Genomic DNA, 16,299 nt, shown 5'->3' on the forward strand with positions numbered 1-16,299 from the left:
TTAAGGCCTCCGGCAGGATCGCCGAAGGCAAAATAGCTTGGAGGCTATAAAAGTAAAACTCCCGGACACAGTTGTCCTGCATCCGGGAGCTTATAATCAGTGAAACGTCGTTACGTTAGCAACCTTCGCCTACGTGAACAACATGTTCTTCACCGGTCTCTGCGTGCAGCACGTGCACGGCACAACCCAGTCACGGGTCAAAGGATCGAATGATCCTTGAGATGTCTACAGGGTTCTTCGGATCAGGAACCGGAGTACCTACGAGAGCTTCCTCGATGGTACCGCGATGACCTTTGTCATCACGCGGGGTGCTGTTCCAGAGGGTCGCGGGGATCATCTGGTAGTTAGCAGTTACTGAATCCTTGATGTTGATGTAGTGCAGCAGGGAACCGCGAGGAGCTTCGGTAAGACCGAGACCTTCTGCGGACACAGGAATTTCAGACTTGACGTAGGTTTCTTCGCCAGGCTTGACTTCCTTGAGCCATGCATCCTGGATTGCGTTTGCAACCATGTATGCTTCTTCTGCGCGTGCAACGTGGCGGCCCATGAGGGAGAATGCCATGTCTTCGCCCAGATCGCGGAACATCTTGGCTTCGATGCCGAAGAGATCCTTGAGCTGCTTTTTACCCATGGGGCTGAGTTCGGGATTGTGGATCCACATACGCGCCAGGGGACCAACTTCAACAGCTGCACCGTTGTAACGGGAAGCTTTACAGAAGCTGTAAGCGTCCTTCTTATGCACATCAGGAATGGTTTTACCTTTGCTGGGGTGCAGGTCGGAACACTCATCAGTGTACCATGCGTACTTGGTGTATTCTTTAATGAGCTTCTGGTCGAAAGGCTGGTCTTTGCCGTCGATGTAAACACCGGGCTTGAGCAGGAATTCGGATTCAGCATCATCCATGGGGAATACGCCGTATGCCATGGCATTCTTGTAACCGCCGCCGATCTTGAACAGATCTTTGTATACGGAACCGATAAGGTAAACTGTGGGAACGTAGGTTTCAGCAATGAATTTCTGGACCTGTTTGAAACGGCTTGCGTATTCAGCGAGCTTTTCTTCGGTCGGAATTTCAGTTGCACCACCAACGACCTGACCGGATACGTGAGGCATTTTACCACCGAAGAGAGCTACCATTTCGTGGCAGATACGGCGGATTTCAAGAGCCTTAACATACTGGTCAACAGCTACTTTGTTGGTTTTTTCGTCGAGACGCAGGTCAGGATGTTCGAAACGGGGAACGAAGGGAGCTTTGCCCGGTCCGCGAACGAAATCCAGTGCTGCGAGATGATAGAAATGCAGGATGTGAGACTGCAGGTAGTTAGCACCGAAGATAAGGTTTTTGGTAACGCGACCGTTAGTGGTCAGCTTTACGCCGAAAGCATCATCAAGAGCGCGGGTAGAAGCAGTGGAGTGTGCAGTGGGACAAACCCCGCACAGACGCTGGGTCAGCTGAGCTGCATCGCGGGGATCACGTCCAACAAGGATGTTCTCGAAACCACGGTACATGCCGCCGGAGAGCCATGCATCAGTTACTTTACCGTCTTTAACTACGACCTCAGCCTTAAGGTGGCCTTCGATTCGGGTTACCGGATCAATGGCAATCTTAATTTTCCCGTCTTTACCGGCGGGTGCATGAGATTTTGAAGACATAAGGATTAATACTCCTTTTCCGGTTAACCGGCTTCGTAGAAGGGGGACATTTCATCCGGGAATCCCGGTTCTACACAGCCAATACATACTGAGTTTTCAACACACCAGTTAACACCGCCGTTCCACTTGCGTTTGAAGCAGTCGGAGTTCGCGTTGGGACCTTTACAGCCCAACTCGTAACGGCATTTAACGGGGTCGGTGAAGATTTCAGCATATTCATCGTTGTCGAATGCCTCAAGATAGGGGCAGTTGTCGTGGATGTTTTCGCCAAAGAAAGGTTTGGGACGACCGTTTTCATCCAGAATCTGGACAACTTCGGCAAGACCGCCCTGCAATCCTTTTGCTTCAATGGCGTTGATAGCGACAACGAGGGTTCCAACCATCCAGTCAGGATGGGGAGGACACCCCGGAATGTTAACAACGGGAGTCTTCACACCGTTTTCTGCGAGGAAATTGGTGACAGACATGGAGCCGGTCAGGTTTCCTTCAGCAGCGGGGATACCGCCGTAAGCTGCACATGTACCAACGTTAACAACCACAGCTGCATTCTTGGCCATCTCAAGGGTAGCCTCAGTCATGGTGTATTCTTTGTGGTCGGCACCTGCACCTACGATACAGTAATGGCCGTTCTCAGCTGTGGGAACGGAACCTTCAACAATAACGATGTACTTGCCTTTGTTCTTTTCGGCCTGACTCATCATGAAATCCCAGGCTTCGTGGCCTTCGGAACCCATAATGGTCGGGTGATAGTCAAGGTTGATTACATCAAGCAGAACCTCTGCGATAGAGGGGTGCACTGAGTTAAGAATTGAAACCGAACAGCCGGTGCAGCCCTGTCCCTGCAGCCAGAAAACATTCGGTACAAACTTCTTCAGCGCATGCACTACACTGGGGTTGAACATCTGGGAAATCCCAAAGCCAGCCACAGTTCCTGTGCACATTTTCACGAAATCTCGCCTGGTCAAACTCATCCCTACCTCCTTGGTGGTTGCCGGCGTAGTAAGGCACTGTCCTTACTAAGTAAAAAAACCGCCACGGCGACGATATTTTTATAAATCCAATACACGCTAGGATATTTTTCGTCAACAATATCTGATACAAAATTGACACATGTATCCGATTTATCTATACAACTCATAGACACTTTTATTTATGCCAATGTTCTACCTTGTCCCCCTATCTCTTTTATTGTTAAGGTCCGCGCAGTATATTATTTGAGACCTACTGTTTCACACGAAAAATTAAGGATTTATAATGGCTAAAAAGAAAAGTCGTATCGGACAGATTTTCCTGCTACTCATTCTCGTCGCGGTGTTAGGAACCGGGGCCTACTTACTCTATAAAGATACCACAGCACCACAGGCCGCACTCACTCCCGGCAAGGGTTTTATCACCTACAAGACTCCCATCAATGTTAATATCAGTGATGTTCAGTCCGGAATTAAAGCAGTTAAAATAGTTCTTACGCAGGGCGAAAAAAAATTAACACTGACTGAAAAGACTCTGCCTAAAGGCAGCTTTGATTATAATGAAGACATTCTGATCAAGAAAAAACAGATCAAGGAAGGACCGTTTGAACTGGCTGTCTGGGCCGTAGATACCTCCCTTGCAGGATTCGGTAGCGGTAACGCAGTAATTATGCGCGGCAACTATACTCTTGATACCATCGCGCCGAAATTGAATATTTTAACGACAACCCACAACATGAATCAGGGCGGTTGCGGACTTCTTCTGTATAAATCAAATGAAGATCCGGCCAAAACCGGAGTACAGGTAAATGAAGATTTCTTCCCCGGTCACAAACAGCCGGACGGAACATACGCTTGTCTCTTCGCCATGCCCTACTACACCGAGAAAAAAGATTTTAACCCCATCCTCATCGCAGAGGACGAAGCCGGAAACATCCGCAAGTCTTCATTCTGGTATCATGCAAACGGCAAGACATACCGCCATGACCGGATTAATATTTCCGACCGTTTCCTGAATACCAAAATGCCCCAGTTCGAAGGCGATTATCCCGGACTGCCCAGTCAGGTTGAGTTGTTCCTGAAAGTCAACCGTGAACTACGCAAAAAGAACCGTGCTGAACTTCACCGGGTGGCACTTGAAACTTCCCCGACAATGCTATTTGAAGGCAAGTTCAAAAGACTGCCCAACGCCGCCACCCGTGCCGGGTTCGGTGACAAGCGAAGCTACTACTATTCCGGAAAAGTCATCGACAAGCAGACCCATCTGGGCATCGACCTTGCCAGCATCCGCAACGCACCGATTCCCGCTGCAAACAACGGACGGGTTGTGCTAGCTGCATCTGATTTCGGCATTTACGGAAACGCGGTAATAATCGACCACGGCCTTGGTCTGCAGACTCTCTATTCTCACCTGAGCCAGATTGATGTGGAGCCGGGTGACATGGTTGCCAAAGGGCAAATTGTCGGTAAAACCGGAGCTACAGGCATGGCCGGTGGTGACCATCTGCACTACGGTGTCATCTGCGCCGGAATTCCGGTTAACCCAGTTGAATGGTGGGATAGCCGCTGGATCAAAAACAATATTACCAGCAAGCTGCAATAAGAACAGCGCTGGCAGAATATGCAATAAATAAAGCCCTCAATATGGTATGCACACCATATTGAGGGCTTTTCAATTCTCATTCATTTTCTGTATGGAATGAATTCAAAAACAACTTTTTCAATGATTTTATTACTCACCTGAAGAAGAATCTTCTGACACGCCGGAGGCGTTAAAACCACACAGAATAAATCCAGCCAGAATTGCAGTAATAGGCGCAACCATAACCAGCCCTACGCTTCCCACCAGAGTTCGGAAAATCTCAGCAGCCACCAATTTAAAGTTGAGCATGCGGGTAAACGAGGTCCCTTTGGTAACAAAGACCATTAACATGGTCAGATATCCACCGGAATAAGCCAATAACAAGGTTGTAGTCATTGTTCCGGTAACCATACGGCCCACGTTGAATCCGGATTTGATCAACTCATTGCGGGTAATATCAGGTTTTTTATCCAGAACTTCATTCATGGAAGCCGCAACATCCATTGCGATATCCATGGCAGCCCCGGATGCACCCAGAATTACTGAAGCATAAAAAATATCCAGCAGATCAAGAGTATAGTGACCGGAAAAGATGAGCAGCGTTGCAAATGGCGCGGTCATGCCTGCCAGCTTGAGCTTTTCCCCGAAAAACAAGGTCAAGGCCAGAGCCAGCAACAACCCACTGAGAGTCCCCAATGTCGCAACCACTGTCACTCTTGAAAACCCGGCCACGCAGGTTATTATCACCACAGTCAACAATGTAAGGGTAATTACGGTCAGCAGGATTGGATTGCCGCCGTCCAACAGACCGGGGATAAAAAATTTCCAGATAATATAAAAACTGGTGATAAAGCTGAACAACGCTTTAAGGCCGATGGAGCGGGCATAAATCAACAGGATGATAACAAACAGCCCGAAGAGACCCAGCTCCCAGCCTTGCCGGTATTGGTTCACAGCCCGCGCCTCAACAGCCTTTCCGTCAACCACACGCACAGCCATGAGAATGGTGTCTCCGGGGTGGAAAAGATCGTCCATTTCCGGTTGTCCGGTCAGCTGGTTTACTCCGGTGACAGTCTGGCCTTTAGCCTCCCCTTCCTGAAGGATTGCATTTACATACTGCCCGCCTATGCGTGCAGTGCCCATCTCGACAAGAGCTTCATTATCCACTGATGTGACTGTCGCCCGCACTTCAAGCATCCCGGTTTTCAAATCAGGCCCGGAATTTTCATATTGCAGAATGCCGACAATCCCCACGATCATCAAAACAAAAAAAACAGGTGATGCGAACCTTTTCATGGCTACCTCATAATATAGAAAAAGGCCCCCGTATTAACGGGGACCTTTAAAGAACCTGTTATTCCTAAACAATTATTTGTTGTAAGGAATCTTGGCGTATTTTTTCTGAGGACCGGTGGTTTTACCCAGCAGTGCCTTGGAATCGGTATGCTTGATGTCAGAGAGTTTTACTTCCATAACTTCAGCCATACGGTTGGGGATATCGGTATTGTCGATGAAACCGACAAATCTTTCAGCACCTACACCGATGGAAGTAGCAGGAATGAAAGTACCGGTATGAACAAAGGAAGACCAAAACATACGTGCTCTCTGGGAGATCAGGTCGGTAACCGCACACATGGTCGGAGTGTAGGAGTAACCGTATCTGGTTTTTTCATCCTTAGGCAGGCTCTGGTTTTTGTCCTGAACAGCCATTGCGTCTGCGAGGATTTTGTCCTCGGAGGGAGTACGGTCGGTCAGGCCCCAGTTCTTTTCAACATATTCGATGAAAGCAGCGTGGCGTTTTTCAAGATTGGACTCTTTCTTAGCCAGCTTGTTGTAGAACCTATCAAGGTTGTCTTCTGCTGAAACCTGTACTTTTTCAAGTTCTTTAAGGTTCAGGAAGTAACCTTTGGAGTCCATAGAGATACCCAGAGCAACACCACCTGTTTCATGGTCGGCAGCAGTCACGATCAGGGTTTCTTCAGGATGTTTTTTGTAGAATTCGTAGGCAATTGCAACAGCGTCGTCCATGGCGATAGTATCCAGAATTGTGGATTTAGGGTCATGGGCATGAGCTGCATGGTCAATACGTCCGCCTTCAACCATCAGGAAGAAAGGCTTATCCTGTACGGAAAGAGTTTCAACTGCTTTTTCGGTCAGTTCGTAAAGAGCAGGAAGCTTGTTTTCTTTGAGCTTGCTGTTACGACGTTCAACTTCATAAGGAAGATGGCTGTAAGTCAGTGCTGCAAAGATTTTGTCGCCTTTCTTGGGCTTGTAAGCACGGAAAGCATCACGCTTGGAATCGCCTACGAAAGTCTTGTAGCCCTGATCTGCAAACATTTTAACAACGTCTTTGTCGTCTTTACGTTTGGATTTCAGGCCTTCTGCGTTGTCTTTGGCAACGAAGTGACGGTAACCGCCGCCTGCAAAGAAATCGAAACCGGAATCAGTCTGGTCCACAGCGATTTCGTTGGAAGCGTTACGGTCGGGGTTATGGGCGGAGAAAGCGGCCGGAGTCGCATGGGTCAAACGGGTAGAGGTAACAATACCTACTGCGTAACCGTTTTCTTTTGCAGCTTCAGCGATGGATTTGATATCAGTTCCGTCGGGAAGCTTGCCGAGGTAGCCGTTGGTGGTTTTGTAACCACATGCCAGAGCGGTTCCGCCTGCTGCGGAATCGGTGATCAGGGTGTTGTCGGAATAGGTGGTAACCAGTGCAGACTGGGGAAAGGTGTTCATAACCAGCTTAGCATCTGCATCATTCTTTTCCAGCTTATTGTACAGCTCGGCAGCCATACGCTGGGTGGGCCCAAGACCATCACCGATGAAGTAAAACACATACTTAGGTGCAGCAGCGAAAGCGGTAGCCGCAATCATTGCCAGACAGACGGCCAGAACCAACGGACGTACAATCCTTTTTAACATTTTCACATTCCTTACCGTTTTAAGTTATGCCACATGCCGGGAAGCCCCCGAACATGAAAGCTGTAATGCTCACCTTCATGAAATGAACGGTATTCCTCCATCCGAACAAACATGAAAGTTCACAATGCAACATTGCATATAGGTAATTGCGAAGCTCAGGCGGATCAGCCCGCATCAAATGTGATCCTCCGTCCCAAACAAAGGGACCTTCTAAAACCCACAGCAACAACACAATATTTTTGCTATTTGCAAAAAATTTAAGCCACATTAGAACTATTGGAATCATTGTCAATGGGGGTTTTGTGTAAAAATAATAAGAATAAATCGTAACACAATTGTAACAATTTGAAATTCCGTTCCAAATTTCGAAAATAGCTAATTTTAAAAAAAATCAATTTTATTTGGTTTCAATCAAAAAAACCGCCATAAATTCGATTTTGAACGATTCTAGTCAAAATAAAGCGTTATTGTTTTCGACTTTGAACTTAAACGAAGCCGAGAACAAATAACTATAACCAGACTCATAACAGTCAAAATTTTCCGCCTTAATGATTCTTAACAAACCTAATAATCGATTATTTTTCCCCTATAGCAGATATGATGAATACAGGCACAACTCCATCCGCCTGAATTATTGGTAAGACAATTGAATGGTCCGGATATTGTATAATTCCATACAACGGCAGGAGACAATTAAAGAGAATAAACAGAAGGTGGAAAATGTTGAAATCAATAATTATGACTACAGCCCTAATGTTCTTTGGACTGACTAATTGCTTTGCGGCGGATTTTGGGTACGCGGAAGATCCTAAACCGGCACAGACAAGGATAACAAACGATTTTTCGCTAAGTGAAATTGTAAACGGATTGAATCTCACAGAGACACTGAAGACAGAACTGATTTTCGGACTTGATAAACATCATGAGTCAGCACATGACGGCCCCGATGCAACCCCCAGCACCATGGGAGTCGGTCTTGGATTCAGCTTTACCTTTTAGATTTCGCAAACAATTCTGACTTGCTGACAATATACCAGAAAACAGATTCAGCAGTGGCCTTTGTTCCTCCTCCGTCAGCCTGTCCATTGGTCAGAATAACGAAGTAATACCCTCTGTATCTGAAAGCCAGCGCAGTATATATACCCGCAAAATTTCCATTATGACCAATGGCAGTATATTTGTTCATCACGCCCAGACCATAATCAATTCCATCATAAGTGACCGGCCGGAAGTCCAATTGCTCATACAACAACTTTTCACTTATACCGTAACCGCCCAGAAAAGCCTTCAGCCAGACCATCATGTCTGTTGCGGTTGAAACACCATTGCCGGAACACCATGCCCATGACGGATTGATCCGAAGACTCAGATCACTGATCACCCCGGTCTCAGGATTGTAGTCATGCCCGGTAGCATACGGCTTAGAAATGTCAGAGCTTTTAACAGGGAAAGTAGTAGAATTTAATCCCAAGGGCACAAGAATCCGCTTTGAGACCTGATTTTCAAAAGTATCTCCGGTCAATTTCTCTATGATCAAACCGAGCAGAACATAGTTTGCGTTGTTGTATTCAAAATCGAAACCGGGACTGCATTCTTCCTTGGTTTCAAAACTCAGCAGGCATTCCGGTGTCCAAATCAAAGAAGGCTGCTCCCTGAACAATCGCAGGAAATTTTCTTCTACTGTAAAATTGTTCAAGCAACTGCGCATATGCAAAAGATTACGAACGGTTACGCGGCTCTCTTCAGGGACCAAATCCGGCAGAATCTTGTGCGCTTCCGTATCAAGGCTAACTTTCCCCTCCTGCACCAGCATCAAGACCAAAGAAGAGACAAAAGTCTTGGTGATACTGCCAATGCGAAACTTGAGTTTGCTGCTCATGGGCTTGCGGCTACCTATTTTACGTACCCCGGTTCTGTAAGTCTTAAGTTTACCGTGCGGATCTTCGACCATCATCACTGCACCGGGTATGTTGAATTTCTTTACAGCCTCACGGAAAAGTACTTTCAGTTCACTGTTGGCGGAAGCAGCAGGGCAATAAACAATTGTCAGCAAACAAAACACCGTGCACAGAAGTGCACGAAATTTCCTTCCATGTCTTGCATATAACCGATAACCATTTACCATACTTATCCTTAACATAAACACTATCCTGTTGGAATAACGCACTGGCACAGCGGCAAAAAAAAAGGATGCCCTGTAGAAGGGCATCCTTGGAGTACAATATTTCAGGCAGGTCCTAGTGGGGCTGTTCCTGATATTCTTCCTTGATCAGGTTCAGAGCCAGAGGAGTAGCACTATCACGTCCACGGAACAACTCTTCCGCGGAAAGGTTAACCAAAGCACTGCTCAACACCTCGTCCATGCTCTCCACCGGGATAACTTCAAGATCCTTCAGGATGGCGTCCGGCACATCCTTGAGGTCCTTCTTGTTATCAATAGGAATAAGAACAGTCTTGGAAAGTCCACGGTGCGCAGCCAGCAGTTTTTCGCGTAGACCGCCGATGGGCAGTACGCGTCCACGCAGGGTAATCTCACCGGTCATAGCCAGATCGTGCCGAACCGGGACATTCAGAAACGCGGATGCAATGGCGGTGCAGAGGGTGATCCCGGCGGAAGGTCCGTCCTTGGGAGTTGCGCCCTCAGGCACGTGCACATGTATATCAATCTTTTCATGAAAATCCGGTTTAAGACCGAACAAGTCGGAACGGGAACGGATATACGACAGAGCCGCCTGAGCGGATTCCTGCATAACTTCACCCAGCTTACCGGTAATGACTACCTTGCCTCTACCAGGCATAAGCACAACTTCAACCATGAGCATTTCACCGCCAACCTGAGTGTAGGCCAGACCGGTTGAAACGCCGACCAGTGACTTTTCTTCACTGGCTCCGAAACGGAATTTATGAACGCCGAGAACCTTATTCAGATTGGCCGTTGTAACATGGACATGCTTACCCTTATCTCCGGATTCAACAATCTGCATGGCGGTCTTTCTACAGACTTTGGCCAGTTCACGTTCAAGGTTACGCACCCCGGCCTCTCGGGTATAGGTACGAATAATGTCGATCATGGCGTTATCGGAAACCGCAAGATTCTCATCGTTCAAGCCATGTTCTTTAACCTGCTTGGGCAGAAGGAAATCCTTGGCGATATGCATTTTCTCGGTTTCGAGGTAACCAGGCAGCTTGATAATCTCCATTCTATCCTGCAGGGGCAGCGGAATAGAATGCAGATCGTTCGCAGTGGTAATAAAAAAGACTTTCGACAGATCGTAATCAAGATCAAGATAATGATCGTTGAAAGTACCGTTCTGTTCAGGATCAAGCACCTCAAGAAGAGCCGCCGAAGGATCACCTCGAAAATCAGTACTCATCTTATCCACTTCATCAAGACAGATAACAGGGTTGCTATATTCGCAACGCCTCATGGATTGGATAATCTTACCCGGCAGCGCACCTACATAAGTACGGCGATGACCTCTGATTTCAGCTTCATCACGCACTCCACCAAGAGACAGGCGCACAAATTCACGGCCCATAGCACGGGCTATGGAACGGGCGATAGAAGTTTTACCTACACCGGGAGGGCCTGCAAAACAAAGGATGGGACCTTTGATAGTTTCCACCAGAGCCTGCACAGCCATGTATTCAAGGATACGTTCCTTGGGCTTTTCAAGACCGTAATGGTCTTCATCCAGAATCTTGCGGGCTTCAGCGATATCAAGCTTGTTTTTTTTGTATTTATTCCAAGGAAGCTCCATAACCCAGTCCACGTAATTGCGGACAACGGTATATTCAGCAGAGGAGGGAGCCATCTGGCGCAATTTTTTTATTTCTTTGCGCACCCGTTCCCGGGACTCGTCTTCCATGTTCTTTTCATTGAGCTGTTCTTCAAGTTCATGGGCTTCTGCCTGAGGATCATCTTCGCGGCCCATTTCCTTGTTTATCGCTTTAAGCTGCTCATTGAGGTAATACTCGCGCTGGTTCTTTTCCATCTGTCCTTTAACACGGTTTTTAACCCGCTTTTCAATGGACACGATTTCAATTTCACCAAGTAACAGCTCGTAAACAGCTTCAAGTCTCTGGATAGGATCAACCATCTCGAGAATTGTCTGCTTCTTGAGGAACTCCACCTTAAGGTGGGGCATAATGGAATCAGCCAGCTTACCGGCCTCACGGATAGTGGAAATAGCAAGTACTGTCTCAGAGGCAATCTTCTTGTTCACTTTACCGAATTTTTCAAGGGCTTCGTGAACAGAACGGACAAGAGCCTCAGTGGTATGTTCCTCGGCAGGGAGATCATCTACTCTTTCAACATTAACCAAAGGAAAATTTTCCCCGAAAACAACATCTTCAGATTCAGGATTCCAGCTGGCGCGGTACATTCCCTCGAAAAGGACTTTGATGGTACCGTCAGGAAGCCTAAGCATCTGCAGAATCTTGCTGACAGTAACTACCCGGAAAAGGTCTTCCGGCTCGGGTTTTTCTTTTTCAGGGAATTCCTGAGTTACCAGAAAAATCTTTTTGTCGTAATCAGAGATTGCTTCTTCAATGGCTTTGATCGAAGACTCCCTACCGACAAAAAGCGGTACAATGGAACGGGGAAACATTACGACTTCCCGCAGGGACATCATTGGCAGAATATTCTGTTCAGCAGATGTATTGCCACCTTCAAATACTGTGGACGACATTTATCCTCCTGCTTTTAACCCGGAAACGTCTTTTAACCAAACGAGAACAAACACTCCGTCCGTTCACAGGCTGGAAACCAAATCAGGTAAAGTTATTTTAAAATGTCAGTTAAATGATTAACACGACGATTGATTTTAAAAACATAAGTCAACAGCACAAAAACTGATAACCCTATAGAAATATGAAAATAATGCCTGCTTCAATTTTGTCAAACCACAAACGCTTATTAATTGCATTATACATGAAATTGAGTGTCTGGCGAAGGGAATATAAATTTCAAAACAAAGCAGAAGCCCTGAGTATGATCGGCACAAACCGAAATTTGATTAGCCTGAATCACAAACAACGCAAAAGAGGAAGAAATCATTTAGCAGTTCGGTCAGTAGGCAGGAAAATTATAAATTTCGTCCACTCCCCTTCTGACGAATACACTTCCATGCGGCCTTTATGCAGATCAGTAATAATGAAATACGAGATAGCCAATCCGAGTCCGGTCCCCTCGCCTACTTTCTTTGTTGTATAAAAAGGTTCGAAAATACGTTTACGGATCGCTTTATCCACGCCATTACCATTGTCTTCGATTTCAACAGCCACATACTCAGAATCCCCGTATACACGAAGACAGAACTTCGGACCTCCGTCTTCGTAGACTTTGGATTTCATGGTGTGCGAGCCGTTTTTCAACAAATTCAGAAAGACTTGTTGAATCTCGCTTCCTTCGCAGAAGACCTTCGGCAGATCAGCAGAATATTCACGATTAATCTCAATCTTCTTGAAATCATACTTGGTGGAATAATCATATTCATTGCGAGCAAGATCGACTGTTTTGTCCAGCAATAGAGCCAGATCATATTCTTGAAAATTATCCTCATTTTTACGGCTGAAACTGAGCATATTGCTGACAATGGTTCCGGCTCGGCCCACTGCGGTCGCGATCCCATCCAGAATCCTCGGAACTTCCCTGTCTTCAAGATAGCCATGCAGGTCTTCCAGCCTCAGGTTACGTTTATCAGCAGCCTCAACATTCCCCTTCAAATCGCCAAGAATACGTCGTCTCACATTCTGTGCACCCTGCGCGATAGCTCCAAGCGGGTTGTTAATTTCATGCGCCATTCCGGCCGCCAAGCCACCGACAGAAAGCATCTTTTCATTCTGGACCAACAGATCCTCAAGCCTGACGCGTTCAGTAACATCTTCAATCTGGATAACTACACCCTGATGCTCTCCGGTAAGAATGGGGTAAATCCTAATGTCATCATAAACGATATCGCCATTCTCTTCCCGTGCGATACGTGGATTTTTCCACACTTTACGGCTGCGTAAAACCTTGCTGACCCGATCCATATAAGGCAGCAGGCGGGGAAAAACGTCTTCAACATGTCTTCCGATAGCCTGATCGCCCCTAATCCCTGCGATCTCGGAAGCAGCCTTGTTCAGGCGGGTAACCAATCCGAATTCATCCAGCCCAACCACAACGAACGGCATTGAGTCGACAATAGTTTTCAGCTGGTCACGCAGATAACGATTTTCTTCAAGGGAGCTTTTTAGCTCAGTAATGTCAGTATGAGTACCGATCATTCTTAAGGCCTGACCGTTCTCATCACGTTCTACAGCATCCCCACGACCCAGAATCCACTTCCACGAGCCGTCCTTTGCCTGCATACGGAACTCAACTTCGAAATTCTTAATCTTATTTTCTATACATTCCTTATTCTTGCTGTAGGCATGCTCTTGATCATCCTTATGTATCAGGTCTGTCCATGAATCTACATGATATGGCAGTTCGGTTTCTTTATAGCCGAGCATGGCCTTATAACCCGGGCTGTAATAAACCTCGTTAGTAGTAATATTCCAGTCCCAAATTCCATCTTTGTTAGCTGCCATGGCCAAAGAAAATCTTTCTTCACTCTCCCGGACCAATTCCTCTGTTCGTCGCAGTTTGAAATATGCAAATAACAAGGTAATTAGAAAAACCAAAAGTGCAGTAATAGCTATGCCCCCGGTAACTATTTCTATTTTGTGTCCGCGCCATACTGAAGAGGATTCGTTTATAATCTGACTGCCTGCAGGCAAAGAAGCATCGCGAACCTTGAACTTCAACAAAACATTACGGTCAAAAATAAATCTATTTGCCGCAGTAGCATCCATGACAGGAATATCCTGAGACAATTTACCGTTTAAAATCTCCATTACCATCTTAGCCGCGACAGCTCCCTGCTCGAAATGGAAAATAAGCTTGCCACCGATGATTCCATCGCCCATTCCATGCTCATAAAGATGAAAAACAGGATTATCGCAACTTTGAAGAATCAACTCCAGACCTTCGTCAAAAGATTTGGAAACGCCCTCTTTGTCTCTATAGGCAGCAATCAGCAAAACTGAACTTCTATCCGGCAGCCCTTTAAGAGATTCCTGCAATTCGCCCCAGCTCATGTCCTCTAGTGAAAGCTGTTTGAATTCCAACTGAGGAAAGTCTTTGGTATACTGAAAGAATCGATCCAGATCACCCTGCCCGGTCGGAGTAGAATCCACAATGGCGTATACGCGCACAGCTTTAGGGAAGAGACCTCTAATGCTGGAAATTGTTTCCTGCATTGAAACTGCTTCCGTTACTCCAGTGTAACCTTCTTTTCCTTCAAGAGAACGTGCTTTTTCCTGATTATTCACCCCACAAAAAACAACCGGGATATCTGAGAACAATTCATCCCGGTTCTTCAACATAAAATCCAACGCGTTATCATCAGAAGTAATAATCACATCATACTTGGCTAAACCGGACAGCTTCAGCTTCAAGGACTCTTTGAATACCGCAAGATTCTGTTCAGTCAGAAATCGCTTGGAATCCATAAACTCAACATCAAGATGCACTCCGGCAGGATCAAAAACAGACTTAATACCGTCTATTTGATCAAAAAAAGTAGGAAACCCCGGATGATATGAGCTAATGAGTAACGCTCGATGATCAGCAGCAGCCGCACCAAAGCCCAAGGAAACCAGCGAACAGAGTAAAACAAGTGTAACTATAAAAGTTTTCTTCATAAATAAGCCATATTTAAGCTGCTAATTTTATTTTTTAAAACTATTACTTCATTAATCTATTATTGCCAATCCCTTAAATCAAAAAAGCAACTGAGCATTTGCATATAGACTCTTATGCCGTCCAAATAAAAAAACCTCCGAGCCCAAAAAAGGACCGGAGGTTTTAAACTTCAATACGTATTTAAACTAAGCGCTTTTCACTTCATTGTGAAAAAACAGGATAGGTTCAGTCCCGCTCATGACCACGCTCTTGTTAATCACACACTCTTTGACTCCACTCATGGAGGGAAGTTTGTACATGATGTCGAGCATAATGGATTCAAGAACGTTACGCAGACCTCGAGCACCTGTTTTGCGCTCAACAGCCTTGGCTGCGATAGCTTTCATAGCATTTGCGGTAAAGGTCAAACGCACACCGTCAAGATCGAACATCTTTTTGTATTGTTTAACCAGTGCGTTCTTAGGCTCCTGAAGGATGCGAACCAGATCTTCTTCTGTAAGCTCGGAAAGAGCGGTCTGCACCGGGATACGGCCGACAAATTCAGGAATAAGTCCGAATTTGACCAAATCCGCAGGTTCCGCCTTTGCAAACATTTCGCTGATACCCTTATCGGTCTTTGCCTCAACTTTGGCACCAAAACCGATACCGGAACCGGACATGCGCTGCTGCACAATGGTATCCAGACCGATAAAAGCACCACCAAGAATAAACAGGATATTGGAGGTATCGAGTCTGATGAATTCCTGCTGCGGATGCTTACGTCCGCCTTTGGGAGGAATATTGGCCTCAGTACCTTCAATAATCTTGAGCAAAGCCTGCTGCACACCTTCACCGGAAACATCACGGGTGATGGAAGGACTGTCACCCTTGCGGGAAATCTTGTCGATCTCATCAATGTAGATGATTCCACGGGATGCGGCATCAATGTCGTAATCAGCATTCTGCAACAGCTGTACGAGGATATTTTCAACGTCCTCACCAACATAACCGGCTTCAGTCAAGGTGGTGGCGTCAGCAATGGCGAAAGGCACTTTCAGCACTCTTGCCAACGTCTGAGCCAGCAGGGTTTTACCGGACCCGGTGGGACCGATCAGCAGGATGTTGCTCTTATCGATTTCAACATCATCTGCTCCGCTGGATTGGGTGTAGAAAACACGCTTATAGTGATTGTGTACAGCTACAGCCAGAATCTTCTTGGGATGCTCCTGACCGATAACATATTCATCAAGCAGCTCTTTGATTTCCTGTGGGGACAGGAGCTTACCTGCATCAAACTCCTCACCAACCGCTTCCTGAGCCATGATGTCGTTACAAAGCTGGACGCACTCGTCGCAGATGTAAACATCAGGGCCGGCGATCAGACGCTGAACCTCATCCTGGGATTTGGAACAGAAGGAGCAATGAAGGTCCTGTCCTGAACCATTGTTTTCATTACTCATCA

Annotated in this window: 10 protein-coding genes; 2 read left to right on the forward strand and 8 right to left on the reverse strand. The window is 46.4% G+C overall.

What is annotated here, in order from left to right:
- Positions 1–115 precede the first annotated feature (115 nt).
- Both hysA and hysB read right to left on the reverse strand, forming a co-directional pair.
- Positions 116–1,654, reverse strand: coding sequence for a NiFeSe hydrogenase large subunit HysA (gene hysA / locus ACNI29_RS17810; RefSeq protein WP_419779708.1), 1,539 nt, complete (start codon positions 1,652–1,654; stop codon positions 116–118).
- Between the two features lie 23 nt (positions 1,655–1,677).
- Positions 1,678–2,625 carry a NiFeSe hydrogenase small subunit gene (hysB, locus tag ACNI29_RS17815; RefSeq protein ID WP_419779709.1) on the reverse strand — a complete coding sequence of 316 codons (948 nt, stop codon included), beginning with the start codon at positions 2,623–2,625 and terminating at the stop codon, positions 1,678–1,680.
- A 283-nt stretch (positions 2,626–2,908) separates the two neighbouring features.
- Between hysB and ACNI29_RS17820 the strand changes: the two genes are divergently transcribed.
- Positions 2,909–4,225, forward strand: coding sequence for a M23 family metallopeptidase (locus tag ACNI29_RS17820; RefSeq protein WP_419779710.1), 1,317 nt, complete (start codon positions 2,909–2,911; stop codon positions 4,223–4,225).
- Between the two features lie 129 nt (positions 4,226–4,354).
- Here the strand turns inward: ACNI29_RS17820 and ACNI29_RS17825 are convergent, their stop codons facing one another.
- Positions 4,355–5,500 carry a YibE/F family protein gene (locus ACNI29_RS17825; protein WP_419779711.1) on the reverse strand — a complete coding sequence of 382 codons (1,146 nt, stop codon included), beginning with the start codon at positions 5,498–5,500 and terminating at the stop codon, positions 4,355–4,357.
- Positions 5,501–5,572: 72 nt separating this feature from the next.
- Positions 5,573–7,126, reverse strand: coding sequence for an alkaline phosphatase (locus ACNI29_RS17830; protein ID WP_419779712.1), 1,554 nt, complete (start codon positions 7,124–7,126; stop codon positions 5,573–5,575).
- Between the two features lie 720 nt (positions 7,127–7,846).
- On the opposite strand from ACNI29_RS17830, the gene ACNI29_RS17835 reads away from it, so the two are divergent.
- Positions 7,847–8,125, forward strand: coding sequence for a hypothetical protein (locus ACNI29_RS17835; protein WP_419779713.1), 279 nt, complete (start codon positions 7,847–7,849; stop codon positions 8,123–8,125).
- Here the strand turns inward: ACNI29_RS17835 and ACNI29_RS17840 are convergent.
- From ACNI29_RS17840 to clpX, 4 genes are all read right to left on the reverse strand, one after another.
- Positions 8,115–9,188, reverse strand: a complete 1,074-nt coding sequence (locus ACNI29_RS17840) for a serine hydrolase domain-containing protein (protein ID WP_419779714.1) — start codon at positions 9,186–9,188, stop codon at positions 8,115–8,117. The genes ACNI29_RS17835 and ACNI29_RS17840 overlap by 11 nt on opposite strands.
- Positions 9,189–9,363: 175 nt before the next feature.
- On the reverse strand, positions 9,364–11,817 hold the full coding sequence (gene lon, locus ACNI29_RS17845; protein WP_419779715.1) for an endopeptidase La: 2,454 nt from the start codon (positions 11,815–11,817) through the stop codon (positions 9,364–9,366).
- Positions 11,818–12,181: 364 nt separating this feature from the next.
- Positions 12,182–14,857 (reverse strand): ABC transporter substrate binding protein, encoded by a 2,676-nt coding sequence (locus ACNI29_RS17850; protein ID WP_419779716.1) that lies wholly within the window; start codon positions 14,855–14,857, stop codon positions 12,182–12,184.
- 186 nt (positions 14,858–15,043) lie between these two features.
- Positions 15,044–16,297 carry an ATP-dependent Clp protease ATP-binding subunit ClpX gene (gene clpX, locus ACNI29_RS17855; protein WP_419779717.1) on the reverse strand — a complete coding sequence of 418 codons (1,254 nt, stop codon included), beginning with the start codon at positions 16,295–16,297 and terminating at the stop codon, positions 15,044–15,046.
- Positions 16,298–16,299: the final 2 nt, after the last annotated feature.

The sequence above is a fragment of the Maridesulfovibrio spiralis (SeqCode) genome (genome assembly GCF_048571135.1).
In the GTDB taxonomy this organism is placed as follows: Bacteria; Desulfobacterota; Desulfovibrionia; order Desulfovibrionales; family Desulfovibrionaceae; genus Maridesulfovibrio; species Maridesulfovibrio spiralis.